Origin of the sequence: Psychrobacter sp. 28M-43, assembly GCF_014770435.1 — a bacterium.
In the GTDB taxonomy this organism is placed as follows: domain Bacteria; phylum Pseudomonadota; class Gammaproteobacteria; order Pseudomonadales; family Moraxellaceae; genus Psychrobacter.
In genome coordinates this window covers 2,879,299-2,896,144 of sequence record NZ_CP061739.1, presented here as the reverse complement: position 1 = coordinate 2,896,144, position 16,846 = coordinate 2,879,299, and the positions used below count along the sequence as shown (strand labels likewise).

11 protein-coding genes are annotated in these 16,846 nt (G+C 43.9%); 4 read left to right on the top strand and 7 right to left on the bottom strand.

The window, feature by feature from the left end:
• Window positions 1-10: 10 nt before the first annotated feature.
• On the bottom strand, window positions 11-955 hold the full coding sequence (locus tag IEE84_RS12100; protein WP_191114342.1) for a D-2-hydroxyacid dehydrogenase: 945 nt from the start codon (window positions 953-955) through the stop codon (window positions 11-13).
• A gap of 435 nt (window positions 956-1,390) precedes the next feature.
• Between IEE84_RS12100 and rapA the strand changes: the two genes are divergently transcribed.
• Both rapA and IEE84_RS12090 read left to right on the top strand, forming a co-directional pair.
• Window positions 1,391-4,279 (top strand): RNA polymerase-associated protein RapA, encoded by a 2,889-nt coding sequence (rapA, locus tag IEE84_RS12095; RefSeq protein WP_191114341.1) that lies wholly within the window; start codon window positions 1,391-1,393, stop codon window positions 4,277-4,279.
• Between the two features lie 360 nt (window positions 4,280-4,639).
• Window positions 4,640-5,542, top strand: a complete 903-nt coding sequence (locus IEE84_RS12090) for an acyl-CoA thioesterase (protein ID WP_057761915.1) — start codon at window positions 4,640-4,642, stop codon at window positions 5,540-5,542.
• Between the two features lie 87 nt (window positions 5,543-5,629).
• Here the strand turns inward: IEE84_RS12090 and mutY are convergent, their stop codons facing one another.
• The 5 genes from mutY to IEE84_RS12065 all read right to left on the bottom strand — a co-directional run bounded on the left by mutY (window position 5,630) and on the right by IEE84_RS12065 (window position 13,288).
• Window positions 5,630-6,874: an A/G-specific adenine glycosylase gene (gene mutY / locus IEE84_RS12085; protein ID WP_191114340.1), complete on the bottom strand. Its 1,245-nt coding sequence runs from the start codon at window positions 6,872-6,874 to the stop codon at window positions 5,630-5,632.
• A gap of 91 nt (window positions 6,875-6,965) precedes the next feature.
• Window positions 6,966-8,006: a DUF4062 domain-containing protein gene (locus IEE84_RS12080; RefSeq protein WP_191114339.1), complete on the bottom strand. Its 1,041-nt coding sequence runs from the start codon at window positions 8,004-8,006 to the stop codon at window positions 6,966-6,968.
• A gap of 69 nt (window positions 8,007-8,075) precedes the next feature.
• On the bottom strand, window positions 8,076-9,032 hold the full coding sequence (gene ylqF / locus IEE84_RS12075; protein WP_057761911.1) for a ribosome biogenesis GTPase YlqF: 957 nt from the start codon (window positions 9,030-9,032) through the stop codon (window positions 8,076-8,078).
• 125 nt (window positions 9,033-9,157) lie between these two features.
• Window positions 9,158-12,379: a DUF2339 domain-containing protein gene (locus IEE84_RS12070; RefSeq protein ID WP_191114338.1), complete on the bottom strand. Its 3,222-nt coding sequence runs from the start codon at window positions 12,377-12,379 to the stop codon at window positions 9,158-9,160.
• A gap of 171 nt (window positions 12,380-12,550) precedes the next feature.
• On the bottom strand, window positions 12,551-13,288 hold the full coding sequence (locus IEE84_RS12065; protein ID WP_101204912.1) for a dienelactone hydrolase family protein: 738 nt from the start codon (window positions 13,286-13,288) through the stop codon (window positions 12,551-12,553).
• Between the two features lie 235 nt (window positions 13,289-13,523).
• Between IEE84_RS12065 and IEE84_RS12060 the strand changes: the two genes are divergently transcribed.
• The gene (locus IEE84_RS12060; RefSeq protein ID WP_224738023.1) at window positions 13,524-14,063 is read left to right on the top strand and encodes a YcgN family cysteine cluster protein; all 540 of its coding nucleotides are present in this window, start codon (window positions 13,524-13,526) and stop codon (window positions 14,061-14,063) included.
• A gap of 7 nt (window positions 14,064-14,070) precedes the next feature.
• On the opposite strand, the gene IEE84_RS12055 is transcribed toward IEE84_RS12060, so the two are convergent.
• Entirely contained in the window at window positions 14,071-15,405 is a 1,335-nt protein-coding gene (locus IEE84_RS12055; RefSeq protein ID WP_191114336.1) for an Lnb N-terminal periplasmic domain-containing protein, read from the bottom strand.
• Between the two features lie 288 nt (window positions 15,406-15,693).
• Between IEE84_RS12055 and IEE84_RS12050 the strand changes: the two genes are divergently transcribed.
• The gene (locus IEE84_RS12050; protein WP_057761902.1) at window positions 15,694-16,593 is read left to right on the top strand and encodes a CBS domain-containing protein; all 900 of its coding nucleotides are present in this window, start codon (window positions 15,694-15,696) and stop codon (window positions 16,591-16,593) included.
• Window positions 16,594-16,846: the final 253 nt, after the last annotated feature.

The window sequence follows — 16,846 nt, the reverse complement described above, 5'->3', positions numbered from 1 at the left end:
TTGGTAATTATTAATGATGGTTGTCGATGAAATCGGCCACTTGCTTGCTTAACATCTGCCATAAGGTCTCTTGGGCGCTTTTGCTGCCCCATGCATTGTGTGGACTAAAGATAACACGTGGATGGTCGCTGATACTGAGCAACGGGTCATCGTCAGCGATTGGTTCTTGTTCAAACACATCGCTAGCATAGCCGATGATTTGCTCACTATTAATCGCGTTAGTTAATGCCTGGCTATCAACGATGCCGCCACGTGCGACGTTGACGATGAGCGGTTTTTTAACCATTTTCGCCAGAGTGTCTTTATTAATAAGATGCTCAGTTTGTTCATTCAATGGACAGTGCAGACTGATCACATCCGCACGCGCTAATACTTCATCAAACGCGGTATAGTCGTCGCTGCGTGGTTCGCGTCCTTGGTGCTCTGCCCATAGTACGGTCATACCAAAGGCACGAGCAATTTCGGTTACGCGTTTGCCGATGGTGCCAATACCGATGATACCTAGTGTCTTATCTTCCAAATCTATCAACGGAATATCCAGCAGACAAAAATTACCGTTTGCCAGCCACGTGCCATCAGCGACTTTTTGATGGTAATGGATGCCTGCGCGCATTGCATTTAACATTAACATAAAGGTATGCTCGGGCACGCTTTTGACCGCATAACCAGCGACATTGAACAGCGCAACACCGTGCTTATCGCAAGCGGCTTGATCAACGTTATTCATGCCAGTAGCAGTCAGTTGAATAAGCTTAAGTTTTGGTAGTTGCTCTATGACTTCTGCACCGATTTGCACTTTATTGGTGATAATAATGTCAGCATCTTTGCAACGCTCAATGATAACAGCCGTGTCTTTTGGCGTGTCATTATAAGTGATGTAATCGCTCACACCCATTGGCGCGGGCAGGTCAATACCTTCAGAAAAAGTACCTTTATCTAAAAAAACGGCTTGCATGGCTAGTCCTTACTTATTGTTGTCTTATAGATAATTAGCGAATAAATGGCTATCGCATGAATCCTTATCGGCTTAATGTAGCACGTTGGTATTTTTAGTCAAAAACGAATCGGCCAAATATCGATCGAATAGATATAAGCTGCTGATAAAGAAGGACAATCTTTATTATTCAACAATCGTGTATTTGTCTAACATAGTATCGATTAAATAGCTTATAAAGTCATAGCTATCGCAAGCTGCCTCTTGAAAATTCAACTTAACGCACTCATCTACCCGCTAACGTTATATAATGGTGTGACTGAGCTGCTGGCTCTACTAAGATTACGACATTTATTTTGCGTCTATTGACGATTTATGTTCTTTGTAATCTTACCGCTATCACAATCTACCATTGCTATCTAAATTTCATTATTTGAGTACAAAAGACATCGCCTTATGACTATCTCTATTGCTTCATTGCACAGTACTGAATTCGCCGTTGGTCAACGTTATTTATCTGATACGGAGTCTGAGCTTGGCTTAGGTGTGGTCATCGATGTTGACGACCGATGTGTGCATATTTTATTTCCGCAAAGTGAAGAGACACGCGTCTACGCAAAAAACTCTGCGCCATTATCGCGCGTGGTGTTTAAAGTAGGCGATAGCATCTACGATCAAGATGGCAAAAGCTATACGGTCAATGCTGTTGACGAGGTGATGGGTGTACTCAAATATGGTGTCGATGAGCACGAGCGCGGCATCATGGAAACCCGCCTTGCTGCCAATATCACGTTGGCCAAGCCACTTGAGCGTTTGCTTGCTGGCCGTATTGAACGTGGTGATTGGTATGAGCTGCGTCAAGATATCCTGCGCATGCAGTCAGCGCTAGCAGGTCATCCACTAAAAGGTCTAATGGGTGCACGTGTCGATATCATCGAGCATCAGCTATATATCGCACATGAAGTCGGTAAGCGTATCGCACCGCGTGTACTACTGGCTGATGAAGTTGGCCTTGGTAAAACCATCGAAGCGGGCATGATTATTCACCAGCAGTTGCTAACAGGCAAAGCTGAGCGTGTGTTGATTTTAGTACCTGATAGCTTGCAGTATCAATGGATGATTGAGCTGCGTCGTCGCTTTAACCTAAACTTTGCCTTGTTTGATTTGGTGCGTACTGCGGCTATTAAAGAACACGATCCTGAACAAAATGTCTTTGCCACTGAGCAATGTATTATTGGTGGTATGGATCTGTTACTCGACCACCCAGACTTATACGACCAAGCGATGGATGCAGGGTTTGATTTATTGGTCGTTGATGAAGCGCATCATCTGCATTGGGATGAAGCACAGGGCGGCAATGATAAGTATGACCTGATTGCGGATTTCGCCGAAGAAACGCCGGGTGTGATGCTATTAACAGCAACGCCAGAGCAGCTTGGTGCGCAAAGCCACTTTGCCCGTCTGCGTCTGCTTGATCCAGATCGCTTTGATGATTTGGATGAGTTTATCGATGGCCAAGAAGCTTTTGCAGAGACAGCAGCAGTTGCTAGTGTCTTAATAGAAGAAAAGCCACTGAATGAAGGTCAAATCGCTGCTTTAAGTAGCTTACTAGACATTAGTGTTGATGAGTTATCTTCAATCAATGAAGATGAAAAACTGCGTACACATGCACTAAACGAGCTACTAGATCGTCATGGTACAGGTCGTATTTTGTTCCGTAATACTCGTGAGAGTGTCAAAGGATTCTATGGTCGTAGCAGCCAACCATATCCATTGCCACTTCCTGAGGCATGGAAAGACAGCTATCAAACCAATGGTAAGTTGCGTGAGCAGCTATGGGGCGAAGAAAACCAACCAGACGGTGGCTGGCTAGAAGATGATCCACGTGTTTCTTGGTTGATTGATATTTTGCGCGGTGAGCTTAAGCATCAAAAAGTCCTATTAATTGCTCGTAGTGGTGCGACGGTAGAGAGTTTAGAAGCGGTATTGCGTCTGCATGCCGGTATCAAAACAGCTATCTTTACTGAGCAGATGACTTTGCTTGAGCGTGACCAAGCGGCCGCATTCTTTGCAGATAGTGAAGGTGCGCAGATACTACTGTGTTCAGAAATTGGTTCAGAAGGTCGCAACTTCCAGTTTGCAAGTCAGTTGATACTATGGGATCTACCTGCTAATCCAGATACGTTAGAGCAGCGTATCGGCCGTCTAGATCGTATCGGTCAGACGCAGCAAATCATGCTACATGTGCCTTATGTGCAAGGTACAGCGCAAGAGCGTCTGTATCAGTGGTATAACGATGCGCTGAACATGTTCAATCAGATATCGCCAACTGCCCAAAGCGTACAAGAGCAATATATCCAAGAGCTTAAGCCAATGCTTGAGGGTGCTGATACCGCTGAAAATAATGTCATCTTGCAAGACATTATTGACGAGGCGCTACAGACACGTTTGGGACTAGAAGCACAGCTACAAGCTGGTCGTGATCGCCTGCTAGAGTACAACTCATGCCGTCCGCGTGTTGCAGGTCGTATCGCTGATGCTATGCGTGACTTTGATGGTAACAATTTGCTGCCGCACTTCATCGAGCGTTTCTTTGCGTCTGCCAATATCGATCACAATATTCAGCGTGATGGCTCGTGGGTGATTGCACCTATCGATAGCACCGAGATCAGTGACTATATCGATGGCTTGCCGCTTGGTGATGAAGACGGTATGACGTTGACCTTCGAGCGTGAGCAAGCACTTCAGCGTGAAGATATCGAATTCATCACTCACGAGCATCCATTGATGCGTGCGATTTATGAGCTAGCCAGCACTAGCACCTTTGGTAATACGACAGTTGCTATGCTAAAAAGTGCCGCTGTTCCGCAAGGTATGGTGCTGCTAGAGGTGAATTTCCGTGTTGAAGCGATTGCGCCAAAAGTACTCAATCTGCCAGCGACTTTGTCCACACAAAATATCCGTGTCTTTATCAGTGAGCAGGGCAGTGATTTATCGGCTCGTATCAGTGCTGAGATGATTATGCCGCACGTTGAGCGATTGGATAAAAACCGTGCCCGCCAAGTCATTAAAGTACGCGGCGATGTGATTGAACAGCGTTATTACGAAGCTGAAGACATTGCTCGTCAGCAGATCGCTGAGATTGGTGAGCAAGCAAGTAGCCGCTTTAGCCAGCAGTGGTCACGCGAAATTAAGCGTCTAAAACATCTACAAACGATCAATCCAAACGTACGTCCTGAAGAGATTGAGCGTTTAGAGCAGCTCAAAGCTCAAGGTGAGCAAGCGCTTGGTAATTTATCATTAGTACCGGATTCTATTCGCGTACTCGTAGCAGTTAAGCCATAAACATCGGCGTATTTGTCAAAAACGAGGTGTTATTATACATCTCGTTTTTTTATGGTTGAGATTGCTTGCTTTGCTCTTTAGTTGCGATTTGTTTGGCAAAAACTGACAAGCAATACTTATGAGTAAGCCGACAGTAACTAGTCAAAGCCACCAATATTGGGTAAGATGTTTACCTTTTCTATAGAAAATAAATATTCGGTGATAACATCGCTAACGATGTCTGTATGTTTATTTTAAGGTCTCTTTCAACAGATCTTAACCAGTGATCTCGCATTATTTTACATTCAAATATGATGGCTATATGGCATCAATATCATCAGATGCTGAGCGTTTTTGATAAAAATAAGGAAACATATCGTCATGTCCGATAATCTACAACTGATTGATGAGCTGCTGGCTACTATCGCGCTTATTGAAGTTACCCCTGATGTGTTTGAGGGTAAAAGCCATGACTATGTGGGCAGTCGTATATTTGGTGGGCAAGTGCTCGCTCAAGCGATTATGGCAGCGGCGCATACATTAGATAAAGACAAACCTTGTCACTCATTGCATGGGTATTTTTTGCGTGGTGGCGATATCAACCAACCAGTGATATACCAAGTCCGTCGATTGCGTGATGGTCGTAGCTTGTCTGCACGTGAAGTCACGGCTATCCAGTACAAAGAAGTACGTGGTAAGCCGCCTGTTGAGCAAGTGATATTTTCAATGATTGCCTCGTTTTCACCGATGGAAGATGGACTTGAGTATCAAGAAGACATGCCTGTCTATCCACCGCCAGAAGACTTGCTGACAGAGCAAGATCTAAAAGAAGAGAATGTCGGAAAAGTGCCAGAAGCGCTAAAAGCAAGATTTATGCGCCGCCGTCATGTCGAGATTAAGCCAGTGAAACCGCGTAATCCGATTAGCCCAGAACCTATGAAACCCAAGCAAGCAAACTGGCTACGCATTCGTGAATTGGGCAATCAGCCAGTGGCTATTCAGCAAGCGCTCTTGGCATTCTCGTCGGACTTTTATTTGGTTGGTACAGGGCTGATGTCACATGGTGTTAGCTTTATGACCAGTGGTTTACAAGCTGCCAGTATCGATCACTCGATGCATTTCCATCGTGATTTTGATTTGAACAAATGGATGCTTTATGACATGTGGAGCGATACCACGTCTAATGCGAAAGGCTTGAATCATGGTCAGTTTTGGCAAGATGGTAAACTGGTCGCCACCGTGCAACAAGAAGGTCTGATGCGCTTGCGTGTGCCGAAATCTTAGAGTGCTGTAGGCTCAGCTGCCTTTAGATTGTCATCATAAAAAAGCGACTCATTATTAATAATGAGTCGCTTTTTTCATTCCAACTTCTTATTCTAAGATTTTAACCATCGCGCGAGGTAGCCCTAGGCTGTCTTGCGCTTTTTGTTCGGTTAGCCATTTAAAGTCAATTTCAGCCGCTGCTAATGTCTGATTTAGCTCAGTTACCTGCGTCGCATTAATTGTTAATTTACGCGGGGTCAGATACCAGTGAAAGTGCGTCAGTGAATGCTTAATAGGGGCGTCATCAAGCAAGGTATTGCTAACTGATTTTGCGACCATCTCATTTTTTATGAGCCATTCATTAATGATTTGCTCAGCGGTAGTAAACTCTGCTTCGTATACTTTTTCATTACTACGGACATCGTTTACTGTGTTTGATGGCTTCTCATCGCTAGCTAGCGTCTTCTTAACAGTAGCCTTAGTGTTCGCTTTACCATCAATTTTTTCCACAAACTGTAATGGCAAACTCCACAATCCACCCCAGATACCATTGTCAGGGCGTTGTAGCCATAGTATGTCACCATCTACACTTTCGATTAGCAGGGCATTACTGAATTTACTAGGTTTGGGCTGCTTTTTTGCTTTGACAGGATAATCAGTCTCGCGCCCTTGCGCATGGGCTAGGCAGTCTTCTTTTAATGGACACAATAGACACGCAGGCTTGCTACGGGTACATAATGTCGCACCCATATCCATCATGGCTTGCGCAAACAATCCTGAGTTCTCTGTCGGTGTCAGTCGCTCTGCCAGTGCCCATAAATCTTTGGTGGTAGCAGATTTAGTGATGTCGCCGTCGATAGCGGCCCAACGTGTCAGTACTCGTTTGACATTACCATCGCAGATAACGCCATAATGATGTAATCCCATCGCCATAATCGCGCCAGCAGTCGATGGCCCAACGCCTGAAATCGCCTCCCATCCTGCTAGTGTCTGCGGAAACTCGCCCGTTTTATCGATTACCTCAACCAACTGCTTAGCACCTTTATGCAAATTACGTGCGCGTGCATAGTAGCCAAGCCCTGCCCAATGCTCTGCTACGGTATCCCATTCTGCTGTGGCCAAATCCTGCACGGTTGGAAACGATGCCATAAAACGTGCAAAGTAGGGCAGTACTGTGGTTACTTGTGTTTGCTGAAGCATCACTTCGGATAGCCATACGATATAAGGATTGGGCGTATCGGTTTGGTGCTGTTGCCAAGGTAAATCATGGCGACCATTTTCGGCGAACCAATCGAGTAGGCGTGGAGCGAAGCTGTCGATATCTCTCTTACTGTGCTTAAATTGATTGTGCAATGATTTCCCTAAATATAGATAATATAATTTGAATATATATACAGAAAATATAGTAATAGTTAATGTATAAGCTAAGATCTAATTCGCTGAATCAATCATCATTTATAATTTTTTGCTCGCTTTCTTCATCATTTCGTCTACTCTCTAGTGCAGATCTTCTTGCGCTTTTTATAAAATCTCTACCAAAGTTAGTTAGAGTCCAATATTTTTCCTTATCACTTACAGCATGTTTCTTTCTTGAAGGCTCAATTACATCCAGTGCTACAAAATCAGCGATTATATCTGAAATAGTATTGGTGGGAATCGGGATATTTTGATAGTAGCTAGTACCATGTAAATTTAAAGCTATATCTTGCGCGATTCTCAGATTACTACCTTCGTTTATTAAACTAGGGGCAATATAATTAAATATGGAGAAGAGTTCAGTTTTATACTTATCACAATCTTCCCAGTTAATACCTGATTCTTCTCGGACATATACAGTACGCGTGTTTTCAAACATGATGCGTGCGACTTCACCCGTTTTATTTGCCTGCTTGTCACTAATCTTCTTAAATTTTTCAATTTCCTTTCTTAAGTTAGCATTTTCTGTACTTAATCTAGATATTTCTTTGGTGATTTCAGGACCTATAGCTTCATCAGAACGAGTCCATCCAATCCTTGGGTGAGTATTCATGGTTTTAATTAAAGAAATTGAGACCTTTCCATGTAAGTCCTCTTTACTAGACCAGAAATGAACTAACTTTGATTTTACCTTTGTTTTGAATAAATCTAGCTTATCTTTCTTAATAGTATCATTATCAGTTTTATCATGAGGCCAAAGCGCCTTATTGTCTATAACAAACCCTAATGTAGGTACACCACACTCCTTAGCGTAGTCATATTCTTTCTCTGTATAACTAATACCTTCGTCAGTTTCAGAGCCATAGCGATGACCAACAATTATTACGTAGTAGTCAGTAGCTTCAATTTGTCTAGCAATAAGTTGCCACTGCTCTTCGTCTCCAGCACTAAACATTTCCATTCCTACAGGAATATGACCCATTTCTAATACGGCTTTAATAGCTTGGTCGCGCTCTTCTTTGAGATCTTCATAAGTTGAGCTGATAAAAACTTGATATTTTTTATTCATATTTATATTTAACCGTTTATTCTAAGGATCTGCCCTGTAATTATAGGTATAACTCAAATTGAGAATTAGCTACTTCCGATTCTTCCGCGTTTTTAGACGACGTAAGCGTTTTTCTTCCTCTTTTGCTTTTTTCTTCTCTTCAGCAGCGAGTCGTTGTTCAGCGACGACGATTTCTTCCGCTTCAGTCATCGCTGGTGTTTCTAGCGTGATACGACCAATCTTCGCACTACGCAGCTCGTTAATGAGAATCTCAGACATACGGTAGGTATCGACTTGATTGCCCGCGCGTACACAGCCGCGATTACGTCCAGCCACTTCAAAAAACTCCCAGTCGGTCTTTGGCAGCTCTTCAATTTTATAGCGGGTTTTTAGCAGCTCAGGATAGGCTTGCATTAGGTACTCAGCGGTATAGCTTGCTACATCAGCGAAGTCAAAAGCCGTATCACGAATACCGCCTGTCGCTGCTAAACGATAGCCTGAGTTTTCGTTTTCGACTTTTGGCCATAGCATACCAGGCGTGTCATAGAGCATAATGTCATCGTCTAGTTTAATCAGCTGCTGTGACTTGGTCACGGCCGGCTCATCGCCTGTTTTTGCCACAGCGCGACCTGCTAGCGTATTGATCAGCGTTGATTTACCAACGTTTGGGATACCCATGATCATTGCTTTGATTTGACGACCAGTCCCGACTTTATTGGGTACGAGATGCTTACAGATGGCGATGATGCGTTTTACATCATTGGCTTTTTCAGTATCGCAAGCGATGGCTTTGACCCCATCTTGCTGCTCGAGATAATCCATCCATGCTTGAGTTAATTCAGGATCGGCAAGGTCAGCTTTATTCAGGATTTTGATAACAGGTTTTTCGCCGCGCAGTGCTGCGACCATTGGGTTTTCACTACTATATGGAATCCGCGCATCGATGACCTCGATGACCAAATCCATCTGCGGCATGACTTCTTTGATTTCGTTACGGGCTTTGTTCATATGCCCAGGGAACCACTGAATACTTGCTCTCTTATCCATCTGCTTTCATAACCTTTTATAAAAAATGCTAAAAGTAAAACAATCAACGTTTACTTTCTAATGGTGTCCAGTTTACTACAGAACCACCTTGCTCACGGCACAATTTCACCCAACCAGCTTTGTCATTACGCTTGATTTTGGTTTTCTGTTACCTCGTGCGCGGGTGGTAATGGGGCGAGATAGCCAATTAATAATATTAAGCTGCCTGCGCCAAGGAAGGATATCACTCGCCAAATTGCCTCAGTCTGTGACAAATCTACCAAGACTAGTTTGAGTACGACGATACCTAATAGTCCAATACCCATAAACCAAAGCGCGCGTTGCCAGTAGCGACTCGCCATGATGGTGGCGACCAATGCCAAGAGCGTCCATAAAATCGTCAGTCCTGTTTGTACTTGCTCGCTTTGCCATGCGCCGCCTTGATAGTCATTCCAAAGTGGTGTGCCAATAAAGGCATGTAGCGTTCTGACCAACATACTGGAAATCAACCAAAAACTGATCAGACCCAATATAATTAGTAAATTCTCAGCAGTAAATATACGCTTAGGTTTGGTAGTTGCACCCGACTCGATAATGGTTTCATTGTGGCTGCGTTGGCTGATGTAGTACAGACTAAAACCAACTGATAGTGTCAGCCATGATGTGATGTCATATAGGTTGAACAATGGAAAATAAGACAGTCCCCAAATCACACCGTCATAAGACCAATTGGTAAGAACTACCCACAGTAAAGCAATGGGAGCAAAGATGGCAGCGCATCCTAATAGTGCCTGCTGCCAATCAAACCAGTACAGTAGACCTTGTTCCGAAACTTTATTGGTTGAGGTACTTTCTTCATTTTGACTGAGATAACGATGATTTAACCATAACCCAATTAATATGAGTGTCGCTGAAAACAAGAAAGCCATCACGCCATCAGAGTCTGGTAGGCCATAATGCGCCGCGGCAGCGACAAGTAAGATGCCCGTACCTAGCCAGCTTGCATCAGTGTGGCGTGATGGATTGTTATCATCAGACCATGTTTTTAGCCATAGCTGACCCATGACTAACCAACCGATTATTAAGCCTACGAATACCAACCATTCCGCTGTTGCCCATGTTAAATTTCGCTCAAACTTTTGTGGTAGTTGCAGTATTAGCATAAAGTAGAACAAAGCTAGCAATCCATGACTAAGCTGTCTGATTTCCGCCCACGGACGATAGCGATTGATAACCCAATAAGCGGTCAAGCTGATGAGTGCTGCTAGTGCAATTACCGTCGTGCTTGATTGCCAGATATCAAACCAATGATGCAAATCAAGCATCAGTACTTGTAGCATCCAAGCCATCGCGGTCAATGTCAAAAATTTGATGAATCTAGGGCTATGCCAAACGAATTTGAATACGCGGCTCTGACTATCGATGGAGGTCAGCCATTGCTGCGTCGCTTGCATACTGACGCCCAGCGCATGGGCATAGCTAGTTAATGGATCTGATGTGCTGTCCAATGTTTGTGTTTTTATTACTGAGGATTGTGATTGTATGACCGAGGATGTTGTAGCGCTTTTACTGTTAAGGTTATTAAGGTTGTTACTACTATCTAAGCTATTAAGCAGCACAGCATGGGAGTTGCTAGCGCGTAATATAAAGACGGTCGCTAGATAACTGAGCGCTGAAATACTAAAGGCTAAAACGGGATAGTCTTGGATAGAGAATATCGCTGTCGTCACTAGCATACCAATACTGACGAGCTGTAATAGCAAGCCGAATAATACCGACCACGACCGCAGCGAACGCCTGCCAAACCATACTAGCGCTAACCCTTGTACTGACCAACCAAAAGCAATCCATTCAGCATCTAGCGCCAACGGAATAACGAGCGCAAAAAATCCTAATCCTAACGCTAGCATGCCTTCGGTGATTAAAGCATAGCGTTTACTGCGCTGGATGAACAGCCAGCCCATCCCAAGATAAACCGTAGCCAAAATGGCACTGGTAATCGTGAGGGCGTTAGAGATGTCGTTTAGTAAGGCGGAAAATAAACCAAAAGCCAGTAGCGGTACTGAAAACAGTAAACCCGTATCAATGGGGAATACATAGGAGCTGCCTACAAGGCCTTTGTCCAAGTGTTTTGTGTCATCTACATTATCAGCATAACTGAGGTCTTTTTCGTTTAGCGCATTATAAGTGATGATTTGCTGTGCATAACGAATGGCGACAAATAAGTAAAGCAGCCAGTGTAAGGTTACTAATGCTACCAATGACCAGCGCTGCGTTTCAATGACGGCGCTCAGGTTTTCGCTGATACCCCAATAGTATGCCAAGCCAAATGTCACAGTCACACCGAATAGATTCAATATTTTCCACGGTCGATAATGAGCAATGACGGCAATGGTGACGTTTAGCAGTAGATAATAGCTAAATAACGTGACCAAGCTGCCAGTATCGTCACTGGTCAAAATCGGTGCAAAAAATCCACCAGATAATGCCAATAATGCTAATGGAAAGGCGTTTTGACGTACGGCGAGGGCAATGGTAATGGCAGACAATAACCCAAGTCCGATAAAGCTCGGTAAACTCGGAATGATTTCATAAACACTGTATGCGAAAAAGGTGCTTAGGTACGCAATCGCTAAGCCTGCACCTTGTAGCGTAATCCCATATGAAAAACGTTTTGCAGTCAGCTTTAACCCAAGTGCTGCCAATGCTAACCCTGTAACGCCAACTGCTATCAGCTTTGTGGCAATCGAAATCTCGATATATTCGCTTAATAAGCGAAGCAGGAGCACCACACCTACCAATAGCACCAATACGCCGACTCGCACGACTAAATTGCCACCGAAAAACCAGTTTTTGATTGAATGAATCAGTGAGGTCACGATAGGCAATGAGCGTTCATCAGGCTCAATCGGTGCGGTAGGTGCTGTGTTTTGCGTATTTATCGAGGCGTTATTGTCTATAGGTTTATCGTCATAGATACTTGATGCTGCATGTATGGTTGAGTTTGAAGCAACGGTAGGAAGCGGTGGTGGTGATACATGCAGCTGATTATCTGGAGAAGAGTGTTGTGAGTCAAAAGCTATTTCTTTAGCATCATGGTCTTTAGCGTCACTGTCTTTAGGAACATTGTCTTTAAGATCATGATCGTTAGTAGCAGTGTTGCGTGCATAGTTGCTTTTATCGACGAAAGGTGTAGATGGAGGCGACATACTACGCTGTCTTTGCTGCTCAAGCTCAGTTTGCAGCGTCGTCACATCACGGCGTAAATGTTCGATTTTTCGAGCTATCCTAGTAAATAACGCGACCACTACGATCAATAAAATCGTAAAAGCCAGCCAGCCCAACTGGGTCACCATTAGATACAACATCTTCGTCACTCAATCCAGTTTATAGTAAAGTGATAATGACGTGATTTGATAAGAAGCACAAGACTACTCTGATTACTGGGCTAAAAGACAGGTGCTAAAATGCTGCTCAAAATAAAAGGGTAGCTTAATAATTAAGCTACCCTTCTTGATGAGTTTTATACCAGATCTTTTTTATGCCAAATTGGCTTTCATAAACTCAATCATATTTTCCCAGCTTTGTTTAGCAGCGGCTTCATTGTAACCAAGATCTACTTCATTTTTGGCTGCACGCTCATCGGCATGCGGATTGGTAAAGCCATGTTTGGCATTGTCATAAACGTCGATAGTGTAATCAACATCGGCTGCATCTAGCTCTGATTTTAGACCTTCGATAGCATCCATTGATACCATTGAGTCGTCACGACCATGAGCAACCAACACTTTTGCTGCAAAGTTTTTGTCTGCTGGCTGTTTTGGCGTTGGGTTACCATGGAACGTGGCAACGGCTTTTAGTGGCATGCCTTCGCGAGCCATATCTAGTACAACTTTACCACCGAAGCAGTAACCGATTGCACCTAGGTTGTCACCATCGACGGATAGCTGATCGCTAAAATCATTAAGGATTAAGCGGCAGCGTGCCATTAGCATGTCTTGATCGGCCAGTACTTGCTCCATCCACATGTTTGCCTGCGCTGCATCAGTGGTTAGTTTGCCTTCACCGTAAACGTCCATAGCGACTGCTGCATAGCCCGCCTCTGCCAAACGCTCAACCACTGATTTTGGATGATCGACTACGCCCCACCATTCTGGTGCAACCAAGATACCTGCTGCAGGGTTTTCATCTGAAGCGTTTTCTGGTAGTGCTACATAGCTGATAAGTTCTACACCGTTTTCGGTAGTACTGATTAATTCAAACGTCTTAATTGACATATTATTGTCCTTTTTTATGTTGTGAGTTTTAATTATTCGTCATTGTGATGGTTCGTTTTTCTAACTCGTACTACCTTAACGCCCATGTCTAGCAAAAACAGCTATAATACTGTAACGCTCTTTATCAAAATGCTACTGCGACTTTATGACTATAAATTTTTTAAACAAAAATAATGACCAATCTGACTTGAACTTAGATCTCGATGCGACGGCCAAGCCTGCGCAATCGGTGAGTTTGTGCCCTGATAGTGCCGATGTCGATTCTAATGCTGATGCTGACTCTAAGTATGAGTCCGAGCCACTACGTCCGCAGTTTTGGTCGCGATTTGCGTTAACAGAACTAAACCATAGCGAGTGGGAAGCGCTGTGTGATGGTTGCGGCAGTTGTTGCTTGATTAAGTACATCGATGAAGATGAAAGCGGCAATGTGGATGAGGAGCTGGTCGAATATACCGATGTCACCTGCCAGTTGATGGACTGCGCGACGGGATATTGCAGTCACTATGCAACGCGTCAGGAGCACGTACCAGACTGTATTCAGCTGACTATGGACAACTTACCCAAGATGATGTGGCTACCATCGCACTGCGCTTATAAGCGTTTGTATAAAGGGCAGGGCTTACCAAGTTGGCATTTATTATTGACTGGGGATGCTGTGGTAACACAACAACAAATGCGAGCGGCCAACGTGGGCGTCGCCGGTCGCTGTGTCACGGAAATCGGTATGTCTGATGAAGAGATGGAAACGCGGGTGGTTAACTGGGTTAACCCTTAGTCTACAGTTAGTTAGATACCTGAGCAGTAGATTTGGCCTTTGCTTCAGCACTGGCTTGCGAGTTAGCCAATGCTGGTATCGGAATATCTTGACGAATCTGCTGTGAGAATTTACGGCTGTTTTTATCTCTATCGATATCAGACTGTGAGTTGACTTGATTATCAAAGCCTTTTGCTTTTGGGTTGATATGGGTACGCTCATACCACGTGTTCATTGACCAAGGCTGGTTGTCCTTTTCTGGAGCCGCATCCAACATGCCCACATCATATAGATAGTTCGGTAACCAACCAGAGACCCAAATTCGATAATCCCATGGCAAACGATCGCCACTGACGATACGCGCCATATAAAAGATAATATTGGTACAGTTGCTAATCAGTGTATTGTACCAAGCAGGTTTAGCGTTCAAATCATCAGCCGCAGTCAGATAAGACTCAAACAGCGACCTCACTTCATGCTGTTGCAAATTGCTAATAGGAAACAAATAAACCTGCTCGCCACGCGCATTGCTGCGAGTATAGATAATGTCACGCTCTTCTGCAGCAATGAGGCTCAGCTCATAACGTCGAAAAAACCCAGCCAGCGCAGAGAACGACTCACCATCTTCTTTACGTATCTCAAATGAGAAGGCAAGTGGTCTATCATCTTCAAATCGAAAGCTAACCAATGTATGCGCAATAAGTGGCCCCATCCAATAAGAGTTAGTCACATCCACGCCAGATAATTTAGACAGATCAATCGTACGGGTATCCCAGTGCTCGGTGGCGTCTTCTTCAGTTTGCCAATCAAAGTTACGAACATTGGTTAAGGTAATTAAATCAGGGTTAGTCGCATCGCGCTCATAAGAGATCCGCTGGTCGACCTCAGCCATCCATTCTCGATCTTGTTTTGGTTCGATAGAAAAAAACCAACCTAGACCTACCAGCCAAATAGCGCCATATACGCCGATAAGTAGTTTGGTTGCTGTGCCTTTGCTAATTGATTTTTTATTAGATAGTGAGTCACTGTGCAATACTCTTGTGACGACATCCCAATAACGTGTACTTAGCAGCGCAGCTAATATGCCTACAATTGCTATTGTCGCAAGCCAAGTTAATACTGAGCTGACGCCGTATTGATACCAAATCGCGAGTAATAACCATAGCGCTGATAACAATAACGTAACGGCAATTAAAAAAGTCACAAGACGCTGGCGCCATGTAGGCTTTGGCTGTTTACGTTCTAATGTTTCGCGTTTCAAGTCAGCACTTTCTAAACCACGGCTCTCTAAGCCACGACTGTCTGACAGTCGACTGCGTGAACGCGACGAGAATAAGCGAGAAAAAACGGAACGTAGCGACATAGGGTTTGCTTTGATAAATAAAGGCTTTGACCATAGCAAAGTTTATAACACGCTGACAATACAATTTGAGTGAATTTGTCGTTGAATGTCGGTGAGCCTTGCGATAAAGTGAAGCTAATTTGTACTAGCAAATTTGTTATTCATCCATTAATTAATAACAAACCAGCTGTTTTATTTGCGACTTTTATCCCCATCTAGGCTCTACTTGTTTTTTTATTGAGTATTGTTCGTTTTTCTATTGAATACTATTCTAATTTTTATTAACTAAAGAGGTTAAATCACACCATCATGTCTGACGACACTCCCAGCCCGAGTAGTTGGTCGATGCGCGGCTTAAAACGCTGGCTATCGACCGCCCCCGAAACCCGTGATGAATTGATTCGTCTGGTACAAGACTCGCGCCAGTTTTTAGAGCCTGATACGGTCGATATGTTAGAAGGCGTGCTAGATTTGCCTGCGACACAAGTCCGCGAAATCATGACGCCGCGTCCGCAAGTGATTGGCCTGCACGAGAGCACCAGTCTTGCCGAAGTGATGGACATCATTCTTGAGACCACTCACTCACGCTATCCTGTTTTTGACAGTCAAGATGATGATGCAGTCATCGGTATCTTATTGGCAAAAGACTTGATTCCGATTCTGGTACATATGGTTCGCAACCAAGAAGACAAAATTGACAGTAAGCGTCTCAGAGACTTGGTGCGCCAGCCGTTATATATCAGTGAGACGGCTCGTTCTGATACCTTGCTACGCTCATTGCAGCGCACCCAAGTACATATGGCGATTGTCGTTGATGAGTTTGGTAACTTCGGTGGTGTGGTCACCATGGAAGATTTGTTGGAAGAAATCGTTGGCGACATCGTCGATGAGCATGATGACTTTGATGAAGACAGCGATATCAATAACATTGTCCCTGATCCAGAAAAACCAAATACATGGCGTGTTCAAGCGTCTACAGTAATCGAAGACTGTAATGATGAGCTGGGTAGTCGTTTTGACGATACCGATGTCGATACGATGGGCGGTCTGGTCATGCAAGCGCTTGGCTTCGTTGGTGATTTAGAAGGCGAGAGCGTCGTGATAGATGATTGGAAAATCACCATTACCGATGTAGAAGGGCGATTTATCCAAAATCTAGAGCTGACCAAAACCAATGCTGAGCAACAGATATTGATAGGCAGCCACTAGCTTGCTTATAGTGTCACGATAGTTGGTCAATGAATAAAACTTGTTAGCAAATTAATAAAAACACGATGAAAAATCGTGTTTTTTGCTTTCTGCCTTTTGAACTTTAGAATGAGGTTTTAGCTACGCAAATTTACCCACTTGTAGGTTTTGACTGGTATCATGGGTGGGTTTTATTTGTAGCCCTGCATAAAGCATTGTGCAGTCAGATTTTGCGTGAGTGTTATCTCATCGCTCAGCTGAGAAATTTTAGAAA